Below are 15,150 nucleotides of genomic sequence, written 5' to 3'. Positions count from 1 at the left end.
TTGGGAACAGGACGCTCCGGAACGGCGTGCCCCGGAGCGTCTTGATGAGACTATTCGGCAAAATGCGTCAGCCAGTGACGCGGCTTGTTGTCTGGCAACTGGACGATATGATCAATCTTATTCGACATGACCCACGCCATCGGCTGTTGATGCAGCGGCAACATGACGATCTCGTCCTTGACCATTTGCAAGGCCTTTGTCTGCAACGCTAGCCGCTTGCTGCGATCCATCTCCGTGGATGCCTCAATGATCAGCTTGTCGATTTCCGGATAGCTCCAGCCACCCCAGTTGAAAACACCAGCATTGTCTGTCTTGGTTTCAATCATTTGCAACAGAATGGAATAGCTGTCGAGCATGGGCTCTGTCGCCCAGCCTATGATATAGACATCGGCCTTGCCGCCCGTGCGTTTCGGTGCCTGCGCAGCCGTTGGTGCAATATCAAGCTGCGGCTTGAAACCGCCCCGGCTCAGCATGTTCACGAGCCCCTGGCACAGTTCTTCCTCGTTCACATAGGCATCAGTTGTACAAACCAGTGTGAACGGAAAATCCGTGGCGCCAGCCTCGGCCAGAAGCTTCTTGGACAAGGCCGGATCATAGGCCAGAGTGGTATCCAGTTCCGGCGTGTAGCCCGGAATTTCCGGCGCAACCACCGCACCTGCCGTGCGCGACTTGCCGCGCATGATGCGCTTCTGTATCAAATCACGATCAAGCGAATGTGCGAAAGCCTGACGCACACGCAAATCGTTGAATTTATTTTCCGATCCATTATCGAGCTTCGGCTTGCGATTGAAACCCATCATGACCGTACGCAAATCGGTACGTTCCATGACCTTCAGGTCAGGCTGTGCCTGAAGGCGCGGCAAATCCTGCGATGGCGCACTTTCCGTAAAATTGACTTCTCCAGAGAGGAGCGCCGCCACGCGTGTCGCAGCCGAAGTGATCGGATTGAACTCGATGCGGTCGATGTTTGATTTCGACGTTTTGTCCCACCAATCCGGGTTCTTAACCAGAATGGTTTTGGAATCCGGTACGCGGCTTTCCAGCTTGAACGGACCCGTACCATTGGTGTGGTAGGTTGCATAACCTTCAATCTTGGCACCAACGTCAGTCGGCTTTTCCGAATTATTGGTCTTCAGCCAGCCCGCATCGAAGATGTGAATATTGGTGAGGTCGTTGAGGAGCAGCGGATAAGGGCCGCTCAACTCGATATCGATTGTGTAGTCGTCCACTTTCTTTGAGGACTTGTAGGCAGGCAAATTACCACGCAGCGGCGAAACCGGATCGCTCACGCGCTTCAATGAAGCAAGCACATCGTCGGCATTGAAATCAGCGCCATCATGAAACTTGACGCCCTTGCGCAGATGAAAGCGCCAAACCGTCTCGGAAACATTTTCCCAGGATTCAGCAAGGGCAGGCTCGATCTTCAGCTCGGCGTCGTAGCGCACGAGGCCTTCATAGATGTGATTGAGGAAGGACAGTGTATAGCTGTCGCCATAAGAATAGGGATCAAGCGAATAGATATCGCGCGCAGCGCCCCATTTGAGCGTTTCGGCGTGGCCAGCCAAAGTCAGCCCGGCCAGCATTGTGGCCGCGAGGCCAAGTTTTCTTAACATAGATTTTGCTCCGCTTCTGGAAATTTGCGCCTCCTTTTTGGAGGTCTGTTTTCATGCATCGCCGCATCCGTTTCGGTGCTGCGTTTCAGTGTCTGCTCACGCCATGCAGGCGGGTAATACTGATTTCTCCTTTTTTGGGGTGACCTGCCTCCCAGATCACGAAATGGAGTATTGCCAGTCGATATAAGGTTGTCAACGTAATTGTAGACAATTTTTTGGGTTTCAATAACCTATTTGTCGACAACTATGCTCTACAATTGGTCAGGCGCTGCCACATTTCTGAGCAGCAATCAAAGTGCGGCTTTTGAATGAGCGTCGTCGCATCTCCAAATTGTGCGCCACATAAAAAAAGCGCCTCACCAAGGTGAAGCGCTTTTCGGTTTTCTCTTTGCTGGCCTTACTCGGCCATTTGCGTGCGCCAATGACGCGGCTTGTTATCGGCCCGGAAATCCACGCTCTTGACCTTGTCCAGCATGCCCCAAGCGATAGGCTGCTGATGAAGCGGGATCAGAATAGCCTTGTCCTTGGCAACTTTCAGCGCCTGTTCTTCCAGCGCCAAGCGCTTCGCCGTATCCGGCTCCTGCGCCGCTTTTTTCATCAGCTCATCGAGTTCAGGATAAGACCAGCCACCATAGTTGGATACGCCGGTCGAACCGCTGCGCGTAGAAAGCACCTGCGAAAGCAACGAATAGGCATCGAGCGTCGGCTCATTGGCCCAGCTCAGATTGAACATATCGGCCTTGCCATTGGTGCGCTTAGGCTGCTGAACGGCACGCGGCCCCATATCGATGGACGGTTCGAACCCGCCACGTTTCATCATATTGGCGATGCCCGAGCAGATATCTTCCTCGTTGATGCTCTCATCATTCATGCAAAGATAGTTGAAAGTCAGGCCTTTCTGACCAGCATCTTCAAGCAGCTTTTGTGCGAGCTTGGGATCGGCTGGCTGATAAGTGTCGAGCGCTTTCGAATAGCCTGCGATTTCCGGCGCAATCAGCGAACCGGAAGGACGCGCCAGACCGCGCATGATTTTCTTGTTGATGAGATCACGATCGATACTTGCCTCGACGGCCTGACGCACGCGGACATCGAGAAACGGGTTCGGACGCCCATCCTCAAGCTTCTCCTTGCCGTTAAAGCCGATAAACACCGTGCGCAGCTCGGTGCGTTTGTCGACCTTGATGCCCGGCGTCGATTCCAGACGCGGAATATCCTGAATGGGTGCTGAATCGACCAGGTCAATTTCACTAGAGAGAAGCGCCGCAACGCGTGTCGCAGCCGAAGAAATCGGAATGTATTCGATGCGATCCAGATTGTGCTTTTTCTGGTCCCACCATTGATCATTGACGATCAGAACCGTCTTTGAATCAGGTACACGGCTGTCGAGCTTGAACGGGCCCGTGCCGTTGGTGTTATGCGTAGCATAATTCTCGGTCTTGGACGCGATATCGGTCGGCTTTTCGGCGTCATTATCCTTCAACCACTTCGCGTTGAACATGAAAATATTGGTCATGTCATTGAGGAACAGCGCCGACGGTGCCGAAACCTCGATATCCACCGTGGAATCGTCCACTTTCTTGACACCAACATAGAGCGGAATATTGCCGCGCAGAGGTGATGTCGGGTCGGAAACACGGTTCATCGAGGCCACAACGTCATCAGCCGTAAAATCTGCGCCATTGTGGAACTTCACGCCCTTGCGAAGCGTAAAACGCCAGAACTTGTTATCGACGAGCTTCCATTCGGTAGCCAGCGCGGGCTCGATCTCGAAGTTCGGGCCGTAACGGATCAGACCTTCGTAAATGTGGTTCAGGAAAGCCAGATTGGATGTGGATGGAACAGAATCTGGATCGAGCGAGTAGATATCCGCACGACTGCCCCAACGTAACGTAGCCGCGTCGGCAGAACTGGCCAGCGCCGGCGCCGCAATAGCAGCTGCCGTCAAGGCCGATATAAAAAACCTATTTAAACGCGACATGCTTTTCCCCTCATCTATAACGATAAGATTGTTGGACTGAATTTCGTCGCAGTATCTTAATCCATTCTTTTATTGTCAACGATATTGTCGCCAATTAAGTTCAAAAACATCGACACATCGATATGAGACCGCACAGTGTCAAACGCTGTCGTCTTGGACATTTAAAAGGAGAAGATATGACTGGATTGCTGCTGCTTCACGGGACTGTCGTGACAGTCGATAAAACACGGCGGATCATCGAAGATGGAGCTGTAGCAATCGAGAACGACAGAATTGTCGATATTGGCACATCGCAGGAACTCGCTCCTCGCCATACTGACAAGAATGCAATCGACTGCCGTGGGAAGATGCTCATTCCGGGCCTCATCGACGCGCACGGCCACGCTGGTCACGCGCTGATACGCAGCATTGCCGCCGACACCAATTCACTCTGGATGCGGATCGTCACACCAACCTATTATCATTATGTAACCCGCGACTACTGGTACGCCGATGGCCTCGTTTCCGGTCTGGAGCGACTGCGCGCAGGCGTGACAACCTCTGCCAGCATCATCACCTCCATGCCGCGCAGCGACGATCCGGTCTTTGCAGCCAATCACGCGCGCGCCTATTCGGAACTCGGTCTGCGCGAGATCATCTGCGTTGGCCCCGCTGGACTACCCTGGCCGCAATCGGTGACGCGATGGGAGAGCGGCAAGCCTGTGCGTCACACTGTTTCATTCGAAGAAATGATTGAGGGCGCTGAAGCCACCGTCGAAAGCCTTAACGGAACAGCCGAGGGCCGCATTAAGGTTTTTCTGACGCCTTTCACAATCGTCCCTTCGGTCGAGCCTTCTAACGCTTCCACACCGGATTTCGCGGTCAATCTGACGCAGAACGACCGGATGCAAGCGCGTCGTATTCGCGAAACGGCGCGCAAATGGGGTGTGCGCATCCATTCGGATGCCTTTGCCGGGCAAATTCGGATGGCTTATCAAGATAAGGAAAACGCGCTGCTGGGTCCTGACGTGCATTTGCAGCACTGCTGGGGCATCTCTCATGAGGAAATTGATATCCTCGCCGAAACGGGCACCCACGTCACCCATGCGCCGCCCGGACGTTCCACGCCGATTATGCAGATGCTGGCGCGGGGCGTGCCTGTCGCTATTACGTCCGATGGCGCAGCGCCGAGCCGCCATTTCGATATGCTGCAGGTCGCGCGGATCGCGCAATCGACCCAGCATATATTGCACAATCACGACCGATACCTTCTGCCGCCCGGCAAAGTGTTCGAGATGATCACCATCGACGCAGCGCGTGCGATTGGTATGGATCATGAGATCGGTTCTCTTGAAACTGGCAAGAAAGCGGATATCGCGATCATCGATATGCGCAAACCGCATCTGACACCCAATTGGATGCCCGTCCATCGGCTGGTTCATCAGGTTCTTGGCAGCGATGTTGATACCGTCATCGTCGATGGCAAGATTATCATGCAGGACGGCGTGGTCCTAACTGCTGATATGCACGAGGCGCTTGCCTTCGGTGAAGCAGAGGCGCGTGCGCTGGTTGCAAGAGCCGGACTGGACGCCCATATGCACGATGCGGGCTGGGGTCAGTTGCAGCGCACTTTCGAACAGCCGGTCGTACCGCCCTCACCGCCCGAATGTTGAAGGTAGCGGCCTTAATCCGTCAGTCGATAGCGCTTACTGAATAGGTTTCAGCTATCCACAATATTACTCAATGGCGAGCCAAAAGCGCCGTTGAACCCGCGATAGCGCTGATGGCTGCGATTGAGATGTGCCTGCATGGCTTCACGTGCCTGCTCTGCATTCCCGGCACTGATCGCTTCACAAATGGCGCGATGCTCGATGACCGTGTTCTGGATATAATCAGGCGTGATAAGGGAGGGGTTCAGATCCCGCGAAAATGCTGGCTGCGGCAGTATTTTCAGGCTCATGACGCTGAAAAACTCGATAAACGCCAGATTATTGGTTGCCTCCGATATGGACCGGTGGAAAATGAAGTCCAGTTCATCCAGCGCTTCTTCATTTTCAATAGAAGCCTCGAACTGCTTCAGCGCATCCCACATGTTTGCTTCCTGCGCCCATGACCGGCGCTGTGCGGCCAATCCGGCGGCATGGACTTCAAAAGCCATACGCAACTCAAGCAAATCCATAAATGGAAGCGAAAGCCGCGCCAACGGCTCCAGCATGGAATCGTCTGAAACGGGAGATGCTGCCTTTCCGGGATCGCGAATGAATATTCCGACCCCGTGCTTTGCTTCCAACAATCCGTCAGAGCGCAGAGCCGCCACAGCTTCCCGGATAACCGTGCGGCTGACACCAAGCTTGTCCCCAAGTTCGACAAGGGTCGGCAACTTGTCGCCGACCTGAAGCGTACCGTCACCGATCAGTGTCTTGAGGCTCTCAATCGTTCGCGCAGTCAGTGTTTTCAATATGAGCCTACCCCGGTGAAAATATCGTCTTTCCATGGTGATACGCGGTAAGCACGCTCAAGACAAGATACTATCATTATATCAGTGATAATATCACTTAAAATCACGCTTCGCTGTGCCACTCAATCTGGTGCCCCGTGGAGCGCCTAACAGGCACTATCGGAACAAAATGCCTCGACAAAAGTAGATATTCAGCCACTTAGCCCAGCCCTCTGAATTCGTTCAAAGATTGGTCAACATGCTGTTTTCCATATCGTAATGTCCAGTATCAATCGCTTTTTTACCAAAATAGACGCCCGAGATTCATTCTTGACAAGTGATATTATTTCAGCAAACCTAACATCACAACAAGACGCCATGTGATATTATCACTACGCAGTTGCAGGTAGTTCCATGCTACAGCAATTGCAGAACAGGCGAACAAAAACAGGGGAATTCGAGATGGGAATCGTTTCTTCCAGACTGGCGGAGTTGGGCCTTGCCCTGCCCAGTGTGACGGCCCCGAGCGGAACCTATGTTCCGTTTCGGTTGAGTGGAAGCACACTCTACATTTCCGGACAGGTGCCGCGCGTCAATGGCGTTGACCGTTATCTGGGCGTCGTCGGCGACACTATGGATATAGCGGAGGCGTATCAGGCAGCGCGTGTCTGCGCGCTCAATCTTCTGGCACGCGCCTCAATGGCCGTTGATGGCGATCTCGACCGCATTTCAGCCTGTTTGCAGGTGCGCGGCTTTGTAAATGCCGTGCCCAGCTTCAAAGACCATCCCGCCGTTATCGATGGCGCCTCCGATCTTCTGGTCGAAGTTCTCGGAGAGAAAGGCCGACATGCCCGCACGGCATTGGGAGCAGGCTCTCTGCCACGCGGATTTGCTGTCGAAGTCGACGCCATTTTTGAAGTTCAGCCCTGAGCGGGCAATTTCCGTTCTGCCTACACATATGAAGCGAGAGATAGATGTCTGAACAAGCCATCACGATGAGCGCGGTCAATAAATGGTATGGCCAGCTTCACGTACTCAAGAATGTGGATCTACACGTGAATCGGGGCGAGCATATCGTTCTGTGCGGCCCTTCCGGTTCGGGTAAATCAACGCTTATTCGCTGTATCAATCATCTTGAAGAGATTCAGGACGGCACCATCGATGTGAATGGAACAAGACTGGGCAACAAAGGGGCCAATGTCGATCATATCCGGCGCGACGTCGGCATGGTGTTTCAACAGTTCAACCTTTTCCCCCATATGACCGTACTCGAAAACTGTATGCTGGCGCCGCGCCGCGTGCATAAGGCTTCAACAGCCGAGGCCAAAGAAAAGGCCATGCATTTTCTCAAGCGGGTGCATATCGCCGAACAGGCCAACAAATATCCAGCCCAGCTTTCCGGAGGTCAGCAGCAGCGAGTGGCCATTGCTCGCGCGCTTTGCATGGGGCCAAAGATCATGCTGTTCGATGAACCCACATCAGCGCTTGATCCTGAAATGGTGAAAGAAGTTCTCGATACCATGATCTCGCTTGCGGACGACGGTATCACGATGATCTGCGTAACACATGAAATGGGTTTTGCGCGCGCCGTTGCGCACCGTGTCATCTTCATGGATCGCGGGGAGATTATCGAAAGCGCCCCTCCTGCAGAGTTTTTCGGCAATCCCAAGCACGAACGCGCCAAGGCATTTCTGGGCCAGATCCTCAATCACTAACCACAAAGGGGAACCAGACGAAATAACGGGAGCTTGCCAATGCAATATAGTTTCGACATGGGGCCGGTTCTGGCGGCCTGGCCGCTGCTGCTAAGCGGCGCATTACAAACCCTAAAGATATCCTCCATCTCGATGGCGCTTGGTTTGATGCTCGGCATTGTCTTTATGTTGATGCGCATGAGCTCGATACGAACCGTATCCCGGGTGGCATTTGCCTATATCGAATTGATCCGCAACACGCCGTTTCTGGTGCAGGTATTTTTCATCTTCTTCGGAATGCCTTCCCTTGGCGTCACCTTGACAGCCACACAGGCGGCAATTCTCGCCATGACGCTCAACTGCGCAGCTTATGCAGCCGAAATCGTGCGCGGTGGGGTGGAGTCCATCAAGAAGGGGCAGGTGGAAGCAGGACGGGCGCTTGGTCTTCACACACTTGAAGTCTATCGCTTCATCATCTTTCGGCCAGCCATTCGCGCGGTTTACCCAGCGCTTTGCAGCCAGTTCATTTTGATGATGCTCAATTCCAGCCTGGTGGCTTCAGTTTCCGCGGAAGAACTCACCTATGTCGGTCAAATGATCGATTCCGAGACATTCCGCAGCTTCGAAGTCTATTTCGCACTCGGCGTTATCTATCTCGCGCTTTCGCAGTCCTTTTCCCTTGTTCTCCAACTCATTGGCAGAACTTACTTTTCCTATCCGACGAAGTGAGGCAGACCGATGATACGCAGTTTCGGCTTTGCAGAATTCTTGTTCATTCTTGAAGGGGCTCGCTGGACAGTAATCCTGTCACTCCTCGCTTTCGTCTTCGGTGGTGCCTGTGGTCTCATCGTGGCCCTTGGACGCACCAGCAACAAGAAATGGCTTCGCTATTTCATGGCGACATATATCCAGATCTTTCAGGGTACACCGCTGCTGATCCAGCTTTTCTTCGTCTATTTCGGCCTGCCGTTGCTCGGCATTCGTGTCGACGTATGGGTCGCGCTGATCATCGGTCTTTCACTCCATACCAGTGCGTTTCTCGGTGAAATCTGGCGGGGCAGCATCGAGGCCGTATCGGCAGGGCAGGATGAAGCGGCTCGCGCGCTTGGTATCGGCTATATCCGCCGCATGTCGGATGTCGTGCTTCCCCAAGCCTTTCGCATCGGCCTGCCCGCAACGATTGGCTTCCTCGTCAATCTGATCAAAGGCACCGCCCTTGCGGCTCTGCTCGGCCTGACCGAACTCACACGCTCGGGGCAGCTGATGGCCAACATCACTTTCGAGCCACTCAAAGTCTACGGCGCTGTCGGTCTTGTCTACTTCGTGATCTGCATTCCGCTCACCTATTACAGCGCCCGGATTGAAAAGCGGATGAATGCATCCCGTTGAATAACAATAAAACAACCAGAGGTAAGGACATGTTCAATTCTAGTTTCGCTCGTTCCAAAGCTTCACTCGGCTTCGCGCTCGGCCTGCTCGCGTCCGTGTGCATCGCCACAGCAGCTGGCGCCGCTACGCCCGAGGAAATCAAGGCCAAGGGCACCGTTACCATCGGCGTGCAGATGGACCAGTTTCCATGGGGCTTTATCGATGAGAACGGCAAAAATGGAGGCTATGACGTCGATGTTGCTGACCTGATCGCAAAGGAACTGGGCGTTCAGATCAAGTTCGAGCGCATTACCGGTCAGAACCGTATTCCGCTTCTCACCAATGGCATGGTCGATTTTCTCGTTCCATCTATGACCATCACGCCAGAGCGTGCCAAGGTCATTCAATTCGCCATTCCCTATTCCTCCAATGACATCACTGTCTGGGGCAAGAACGACGTTGATATTAAGGGCAATGATGATCTGGGTAAATACATCATCGGCGTCAATCGCGGCAGCGTTTTCGAGCCGGTCCTGAAAAAGGTCGCGCCCGCCAACACGCAGATCAAGCGCTTCGATGATGATGCGACTACCGTGCAGGCGCTCCTGTCGGGTCAGGTCGATGCCATTCTGGGCAGCGTGACCTACGGGCTGGTGATCGACAAAACTGGCAACAGCGGCAACTACGGTCGCAAATACAAAGTCGCTGACAATTTCCAGGCAATGGCGGTACGCAAAGGCGATCAGGAAATGCTCGACTATCTAAATGATTTTGTCACGCGCCACACGGCGGACGGTTCACTCGACGGTCTTTACAAAAAGTGGATCGGTGTGGATCGCGCAAAGCTGCCGACCACTCTTGATGGAGTTGACTTCACCGGCAAGAACTAACCACAGACTGACTGGTGGACGTTTGAACGTTCCGAGTTAACCGAGACACCGCAAACAACATTTATGAACCGGCAGGCACCGCCTGCCGGTACGAGGAAACACGTGCCTGAACCGTGGCCTTCCAGCCCGGCCCCGCACTTAACGCATAGAATCTGATCTTGGGAGTTAGGCAAGACATGACGATAAATGGCAAACTGATCAGGGTTGGCGTCGACATTGGCGGAACCTTCACCGATGTGGCGATGGAGGTTGGTTCGACACTGCACTCAACCAAGGTTCTGACCGATTACGCGTTTCCTGAAAATGCAATTGTCAAAGCCATTCGCGAGGTAGCGGAAAAGGCTGGGATAGCGCTGAACCAGATCGATACGGTGATCCATGGCACCACTCTTGCGACAAACGCTCTGATCGAGCGTCGCGGTGCAAAAACGGCGCTCGTCACGACCAAAGGCTTTCGCGACGTGATCGAAATGCGCACCGAAAGCCGCTTCGAGCAATATGATCTTGATATTGTCCTCCCGGCCCCGTTGGTCAACCGTAGCGACCGGTTCGTCCTTGATGAGCGCATGGGCGCAAGCGGCGAAGCGCTTAAGCCTCTGGATGAGAGCGAGATGGAAGCGCTTTGTGATCGCATCGTTGCGCAAGGCTATGAGAGTATCGCTGTCGGCTTCATCCACTCCTATCTCAATGGCGAACATGAGCGCCGTTTCCGCGACAGACTGCTGGCCAGAAAGCCTGATCTTTCCGTATCGATTTCGTCGGAAGTCTCGCCGCAGATGCGTGAGTTTCAACGCTTCAATACCGTCTGTGCCAATGCCTATGTCAAACCTTTGATGGCGTCTTACCTCAATCGTCTGGTAGGCCGTCTTCACGATGAAGGGCTTGTTGCACCGGTCTTTATGATCCACTCGGGCGGCGGCATTATCAGTGTCGAAAGTGCCATTGAGTTTCCCGTTCGCCTGCTTGAATCGGGTCCGGCGGGCGGCGCGATTTTCGCAGCCCATATCGCAGCCAATCACAAGCTTGATCAGGTCGTGTCCTACGATATGGGCGGCACTACCGCAAAAATCTGCCTGATTGAACAGCAGACGCCGAAAACGTCGAAGACCTTCGAAGTGGCGCGTACCTATCGCTTCAAGAAGGGCAGCGGCATGCCAATCTCTATCCCGGTCATCGAAATGGTTGAGATTGGCGCAGGCGGCGGTTCGATTGCAACCGTCGATTCCATGCGTCAGATCCGCGTCGGTCCTCATAGCGCAGGCTCCGAACCGGGACCGGCTTGCTACGACCGCGGCGGTGTCAACCCAACCGTAACCGACGCCGATGTTATCCTTGGTCGCCTCGATCCCGACAGCTTTGCTGGTGGGTCGATGAAACTGTCGCGCTCGGCATCCGAAAACGCCATGGATGCAGATATTGGCAGCAAGCTGGGTTCAGATATCGCAACCTCGGCTTATGGTCTTAGCGAAGTTGTCGATGAGAACATGAGCAACGCCGCGCGTATGCATGCGGTGGAAAACGGCAAGGAACTTTCCGAGTTCACCATGATCGCCTTTGGCGGCGCGGCCCCAGTTCATGCCGCGCGGCTTTGCGAAAAGCTTGGTGTCAATGATCTGCTGATCCCGCCTGGCGCCGGTGTCGGCTCTGCAATCGGCTTCCTGCGTGCGCCTTTTGGTTTTGAATCGGTCCGCAGCGCTTATAGCCGCATCAGCCGCTTCGACGCCAATGCGATCAATACTGTGATTGCCGAGCTGGTGAAGGAAGCAACCTCCTTCGTGCGCTCGGGCGCACCCAGCGCCAATCCTTCACTCGAATGCACCGCTTATATGCGCTACGTTGGTCAGGGATGGGAAGTGCCGGTCACCATCGAAGTTCGTGATTATACTCAAGCGGATGCCTCACTTTTCAGCTCGCTTTTTGATGAGTGCTATGAACGCTTCTTCGGTCGCGTAATCGATGGGCTGGATGTCGAAATTGTCAGCTGGTCGCTGCGCGCCAGTGCAGATGCTGCGGTACCAACCCCCGCCAAACCTGTCACGAAACACTCAACCGCAACAATATCCGGCAAGCGCAAGGTGTTCGACGTTCTCGAAGAACGTTTCCTTGACGCAAGCGTGGTTGATCGCAGCGATATGAAGCCGGGTGACTGGATCGCCGGGCCAGCCGTCATCACAGAACGCGAGACATCGACCATCGTGACCTCAAGCCGCGAAGCGATCATGCAGGCCGATGGTTGCCTGTTGCTGCGCGCCAAGGCTGCCTGAAGGAGTTTACCCATGTCAGTGAAACCTATTTCCGATGTCCACATGCAGATCATGTGGAACCGCCTGATCTCGGTCGTCGAAGAACAGGCCGTAACGCTCATTCGTACAGCCTTCAGCACCAGTGTGCGTGAATCCGGCGATCTTTCAGCTGGCGTGTTCAATCGCGCCGGGCAAATGATCGCGCAGGCCGTGACCGGCACGCCCGGACATGTGAATGCGATGGCGGAAGCGGTTGGCCATTTCATCAACGATATCGGGCGCGAGAATATCTTCGAAGGTGATGTCTACATCACCAACGACCCGTGGAAAGGCACCGGTCACCTGCACGATTTCACCGTCGTATCACCAAGCTTTCGCGATGGCGCGCTGACAGGCTTTTTCGCTTGCACCGCCCATGTGGTGGATGTGGGCGGACGTGGTTTTGGCCCCGATGCCAACGAAGTTTATGAGGAAGGCATCTTTGTACCGATCATGAAATTCGCGGCACGCGGGGTGGTCAACAAGGATCTCGTGAACATTTTGCGCAACAATGTTCGCGAAAGCCATCAGGTCGTCGGCGACGTCTATTCCCTCGCCGCCTGCAACGAAATCGGGCATCGCCGCTTGATGGATATGATGGATGAGTTCCAGCTCGACGATCTGGAAGGGCTGGCCGAATTTATCTTCAAACGCAGCTATGATGCAACGCTTGAAAAGCTGGCGGCATTGCCGCACGGCACTTATTCCAACGTGATGCGGGTTGACGGTTACGGCGATCCTATCGATATCGCGGTGCGTATCGATGTCTATGCCGATCACATACTTGCGGACTTCAACGGCACATCTGCGCCTAGCCCCAAAGGCATCAATTGTCCGCTGATCTATTCGGCTGCCTATGCCTGTTACGGCCTGAAATGCTCGATTGCACCGGAAATACCGAACAATCATGCATCGCTTCTCCCCTTCAAGGTGATTGCGCCGAAGGATTGTATCTTGAACGCGCAGCACCCTGCCCCCGTTTCCGTCCGCCACGTGCTCGGCCATCTGGTGCCCGATGCAGTGCTTGGTGCTGTCCATAAGATGCTGCCCGGTCGAGTACCGGCGGAAGGCTCAGGCGCGCTTTGGAACCTTCATGTTAGTGCGCGTCCGCTTTCCGGCGACAAGGCCCCAAAAGATGGCGGCCAGCGAGCCGAGGTTCTTCTGTTCAACAGCGGTGGAGCTGGTGCCCGCTCCCATATCGACGGGCTGAGCGCCACCGCTTTTCCAAGCGGTGTTCATTCGATGTCCATCGAGGCGACGGAACATGTCGGTCCGGTTATTTTCTGGCGCAAGGAATTGCGCGACGGTTCCGGCGGCGCCGGAAAATTCCGTGGCGGGCTTGGTCAGGTTGTCGAGATTGCGCCGACTGACGGACATGAGATCTACTTCAATGCCATGTTTGATCGCATTAAACACCCGCCGCGCGGGCGTGAAGGTGGCGAGAACGGCGCACCGGGCGCCGTCCTGCTCGATGATGGTTCGGTGCTCAACGCCAAGGGCCGGCAGCATGTCCCAGCAGGACGCAGGCTGATCCTGCAATTGCCGGGCGGCGGCGGCTATGGCGCTGCAGATGAACGTTGCCCGGATGCCAAGCAGCGCGACAGAGAATTCGATTATGTCGTGAATGGTTGACCAGCAGATCCTGTCAGAAGCCGCCTTTAGGGCGGCTTCTCCTTTTCCCGACCCACAAACAAGAGCATTGTAATGCAATATGAAAATAGAAGATCGGCGGGCATCCAGTCATCGCCGAGCATGGCTGTTTCGATGGCCGCCAAAAAGCTGCGTGCCGAGGGGCGAGACATTATCGATTTGTCGCTGGGCGAGCCGGATTTTGAACCGCCGCGCCATGTTCTCGATGCTGCCTGCACAGCGGTCAATGCCGGCGGTGTTCGTTACGGAGCAGCAGCCGGAACCGAAGCGCTTCGCGCCGCGATTATCGCCAAGTTCAAGCGCGACAACGGTCTAGATTTTTCACAGGAAGAGCTGACCGTCGCCAATGGCGCAAAACAGATCTTGTTCGATGCGTTCCTCGCCACGCTCGAACCGGGCGACGAAGTGGTTATCCCCACACCTTGCTGGGTTTCTTACGGCGATATCGTTTCCTTGCATGGCGGCACGCCGGTCTATGTTGAATGCGGGCAGCAAGATGATTTAAAACTGACGGTCCAACATCTTGAGAAATCCATCACCCCACGCACGCGCTGGCTGATGCTGAACTCACCATCCAATCCCACCGGCGCGATCTACAGCGCTGCGGAATATCAGGCGCTCGCGACAGCGCTGGAAAAACACCCCGGTATTCTCATCCTTTCCGATGAGATTTACGAGCACATCTTGCTAAGCGACCATCCCTTCGTTTCCTTCGGCAGCGTCTGCCCGCAATTGCGGGAACGAACTCTCATCGTCAACGGCGTCTCGAAAGCCTACGCGATGACGGGCTGGCGAGTTGGCTATGCAGCAGGTCCAAAGGCGCTCATTGCAGCAATCAACAAGATGCAGTCGCAAAGCGTCACATCCGTTTGCAGCATTGCGCAGGCGGCCGCAAAAGCCGCACTCGATGGCGACCAGAGCTTTGTGCACGAAGCGGCACAGACTTTTCGTCTTCGCGCCGAGCTTGTCACAGCCCATCTGTCGGAAATACCCAATATCGACTTCCGCCAGCCGGACGGCGCATTTTATGCCTTCATCGGTGTCACCAAACTGATTGGCAAAACAACGCCAACGGGCGTGACCTTGAAAAGCGACACTGATGTTGCGGGATATCTGCTCAATGATTTTGGCGTATCCAGCGTGCCTGGTATCGCTTTTGGCGCGCCCGGCTTCATCCGCTTGTCAATTGCCGCTTCTGAAGCAGAACTGACCAAGGCCTGTGAACGCCTGAAAGAAATGGCCGCGTCACTGTAAACGCG

Annotated in this window: 12 protein-coding genes; 9 read left to right on the top strand and 3 right to left on the bottom strand. The window is 54.7% G+C overall.

All coding sequences use genetic code 11. The features are described 5' to 3' along the window. Positions 1–50: 50 nt before the first annotated feature. Both ABWW11_RS11945 and ABWW11_RS11940 read right to left on the bottom strand, forming a co-directional pair. Positions 51–1,613: an ABC transporter substrate-binding protein gene (locus tag ABWW11_RS11945; RefSeq protein ID WP_109366035.1), complete on the bottom strand. Its 1,563-nt coding sequence runs from the start codon at positions 1,611–1,613 to the stop codon at positions 51–53. A gap of 397 nt (positions 1,614–2,010) precedes the next feature. Continuing rightward, on the bottom strand, positions 2,011–3,591 hold the full coding sequence (locus ABWW11_RS11940; RefSeq protein WP_109366036.1) for an ABC transporter substrate-binding protein: 1,581 nt from the start codon (positions 3,589–3,591) through the stop codon (positions 2,011–2,013). A 176-nt stretch (positions 3,592–3,767) separates the two neighbouring features. Between ABWW11_RS11940 and ABWW11_RS11935 the strand changes: the two genes are divergently transcribed. Continuing rightward, positions 3,768–5,243, top strand: a complete 1,476-nt coding sequence (locus ABWW11_RS11935; protein ID WP_319080242.1) for an amidohydrolase family protein — start codon at positions 3,768–3,770, stop codon at positions 5,241–5,243. Between the two features lie 47 nt (positions 5,244–5,290). On the opposite strand, the gene ABWW11_RS11930 is transcribed toward ABWW11_RS11935, so the two are convergent. Beyond that, a complete protein-coding gene (locus ABWW11_RS11930) occupies positions 5,291–6,028 on the bottom strand; it encodes a FadR/GntR family transcriptional regulator (RefSeq protein ID WP_109366038.1) in 738 nt (245 codons plus the stop codon). Between the two features lie 441 nt (positions 6,029–6,469). On the opposite strand from ABWW11_RS11930, the gene ABWW11_RS11925 reads away from it, so the two are divergent. The 8 genes from ABWW11_RS11925 (at position 6,470) to ABWW11_RS11890 (ending at position 15,145) form a co-directional block, all read left to right on the top strand. After that, positions 6,470–6,937 carry a RidA family protein gene (locus ABWW11_RS11925; protein WP_109366039.1) on the top strand — a complete coding sequence of 156 codons (468 nt, stop codon included), beginning with the start codon at positions 6,470–6,472 and terminating at the stop codon, positions 6,935–6,937. A 44-nt stretch (positions 6,938–6,981) separates the two neighbouring features. Beyond that, a complete protein-coding gene (locus ABWW11_RS11920) occupies positions 6,982–7,722 on the top strand; it encodes an amino acid ABC transporter ATP-binding protein (protein WP_109366040.1) in 741 nt (246 codons plus the stop codon). A 39-nt stretch (positions 7,723–7,761) separates the two neighbouring features. Next, complete coding sequence (locus ABWW11_RS11915) at positions 7,762–8,430, top strand: amino acid ABC transporter permease (protein ID WP_109366041.1); 669 nt, start codon at positions 7,762–7,764, stop codon at positions 8,428–8,430. Positions 8,431–8,439: 9 nt separating this feature from the next. Continuing rightward, the gene (locus tag ABWW11_RS11910; RefSeq protein WP_109366042.1) at positions 8,440–9,090 is read left to right on the top strand and encodes an amino acid ABC transporter permease; all 651 of its coding nucleotides are present in this window, start codon (positions 8,440–8,442) and stop codon (positions 9,088–9,090) included. Positions 9,091–9,119: 29 nt separating this feature from the next. Beyond that, positions 9,120–9,959: a transporter substrate-binding domain-containing protein gene (locus ABWW11_RS11905; protein ID WP_109366043.1), complete on the top strand. Its 840-nt coding sequence runs from the start codon at positions 9,120–9,122 to the stop codon at positions 9,957–9,959. 176 nt (positions 9,960–10,135) lie between these two features. Continuing rightward, entirely contained in the window at positions 10,136–12,223 is a 2,088-nt protein-coding gene (locus ABWW11_RS11900) for a hydantoinase/oxoprolinase family protein (protein WP_109366044.1), read from the top strand. A 12-nt stretch (positions 12,224–12,235) separates the two neighbouring features. Continuing rightward, entirely contained in the window at positions 12,236–13,873 is a 1,638-nt protein-coding gene (locus ABWW11_RS11895) for a hydantoinase B/oxoprolinase family protein (RefSeq protein WP_319080243.1), read from the top strand. A 72-nt stretch (positions 13,874–13,945) separates the two neighbouring features. After that, positions 13,946–15,145, top strand: a complete 1,200-nt coding sequence (locus ABWW11_RS11890) for a pyridoxal phosphate-dependent aminotransferase (RefSeq protein WP_109366046.1) — start codon at positions 13,946–13,948, stop codon at positions 15,143–15,145. The last annotated feature ends 5 nt before the right edge of the window (positions 15,146–15,150 follow it).

It is taken from the genome of Brucella sp. NBRC 113783 (assembly GCF_040372265.1).
In the GTDB taxonomy this organism is placed as follows: Bacteria; Pseudomonadota; Alphaproteobacteria; order Rhizobiales; family Rhizobiaceae; genus Brucella; species Brucella teleogrylli.
The sequence above is the reverse complement of the archived record's forward strand: the minus strand, read 5'-3'. Positions and strand labels throughout refer to the sequence as shown.

Bases quoted from the DNA above. Each gene is read 5' to 3' on its own strand.
- ABWW11_RS11895 (WP_319080243.1), top strand. From the start codon at position 12,236: ATGTCAGTGAAACCTATTTCCGATGTCCACATGCAGATCATGTGGAAC.
- ABWW11_RS11920 (WP_109366040.1), top strand. From the start codon at position 6,982: ATGTCTGAACAAGCCATCACGATGAGCGCGGTCAATAAATGGTATGGC.
- ABWW11_RS11935 (WP_319080242.1), top strand. From the start codon at position 3,768: ATGACTGGATTGCTGCTGCTTCACGGGACTGTCGTGACAGTCGATAAA.
- ABWW11_RS11890 (WP_109366046.1), top strand. From the start codon at position 13,946: ATGCAATATGAAAATAGAAGATCGGCGGGCATCCAGTCATCGCCGAGC.
- ABWW11_RS11910 (WP_109366042.1), top strand. From the start codon at position 8,440: ATGATACGCAGTTTCGGCTTTGCAGAATTCTTGTTCATTCTTGAAGGG.
- ABWW11_RS11915 (WP_109366041.1), top strand. From the start codon at position 7,762: ATGCAATATAGTTTCGACATGGGGCCGGTTCTGGCGGCCTGGCCGCTG.
- ABWW11_RS11900 (WP_109366044.1), top strand. From the start codon at position 10,136: ATGACGATAAATGGCAAACTGATCAGGGTTGGCGTCGACATTGGCGGA.
- ABWW11_RS11925 (WP_109366039.1), top strand. From the start codon at position 6,470: ATGGGAATCGTTTCTTCCAGACTGGCGGAGTTGGGCCTTGCCCTGCCC.
- ABWW11_RS11945 (WP_109366035.1), bottom strand. From the start codon at position 1,613: ATGTTAAGAAAACTTGGCCTCGCGGCCACAATGCTGGCCGGGCTGACT.
- ABWW11_RS11940 (WP_109366036.1), bottom strand. From the start codon at position 3,591: ATGTCGCGTTTAAATAGGTTTTTTATATCGGCCTTGACGGCAGCTGCT.
- ABWW11_RS11905 (WP_109366043.1), top strand. From the start codon at position 9,120: ATGTTCAATTCTAGTTTCGCTCGTTCCAAAGCTTCACTCGGCTTCGCG.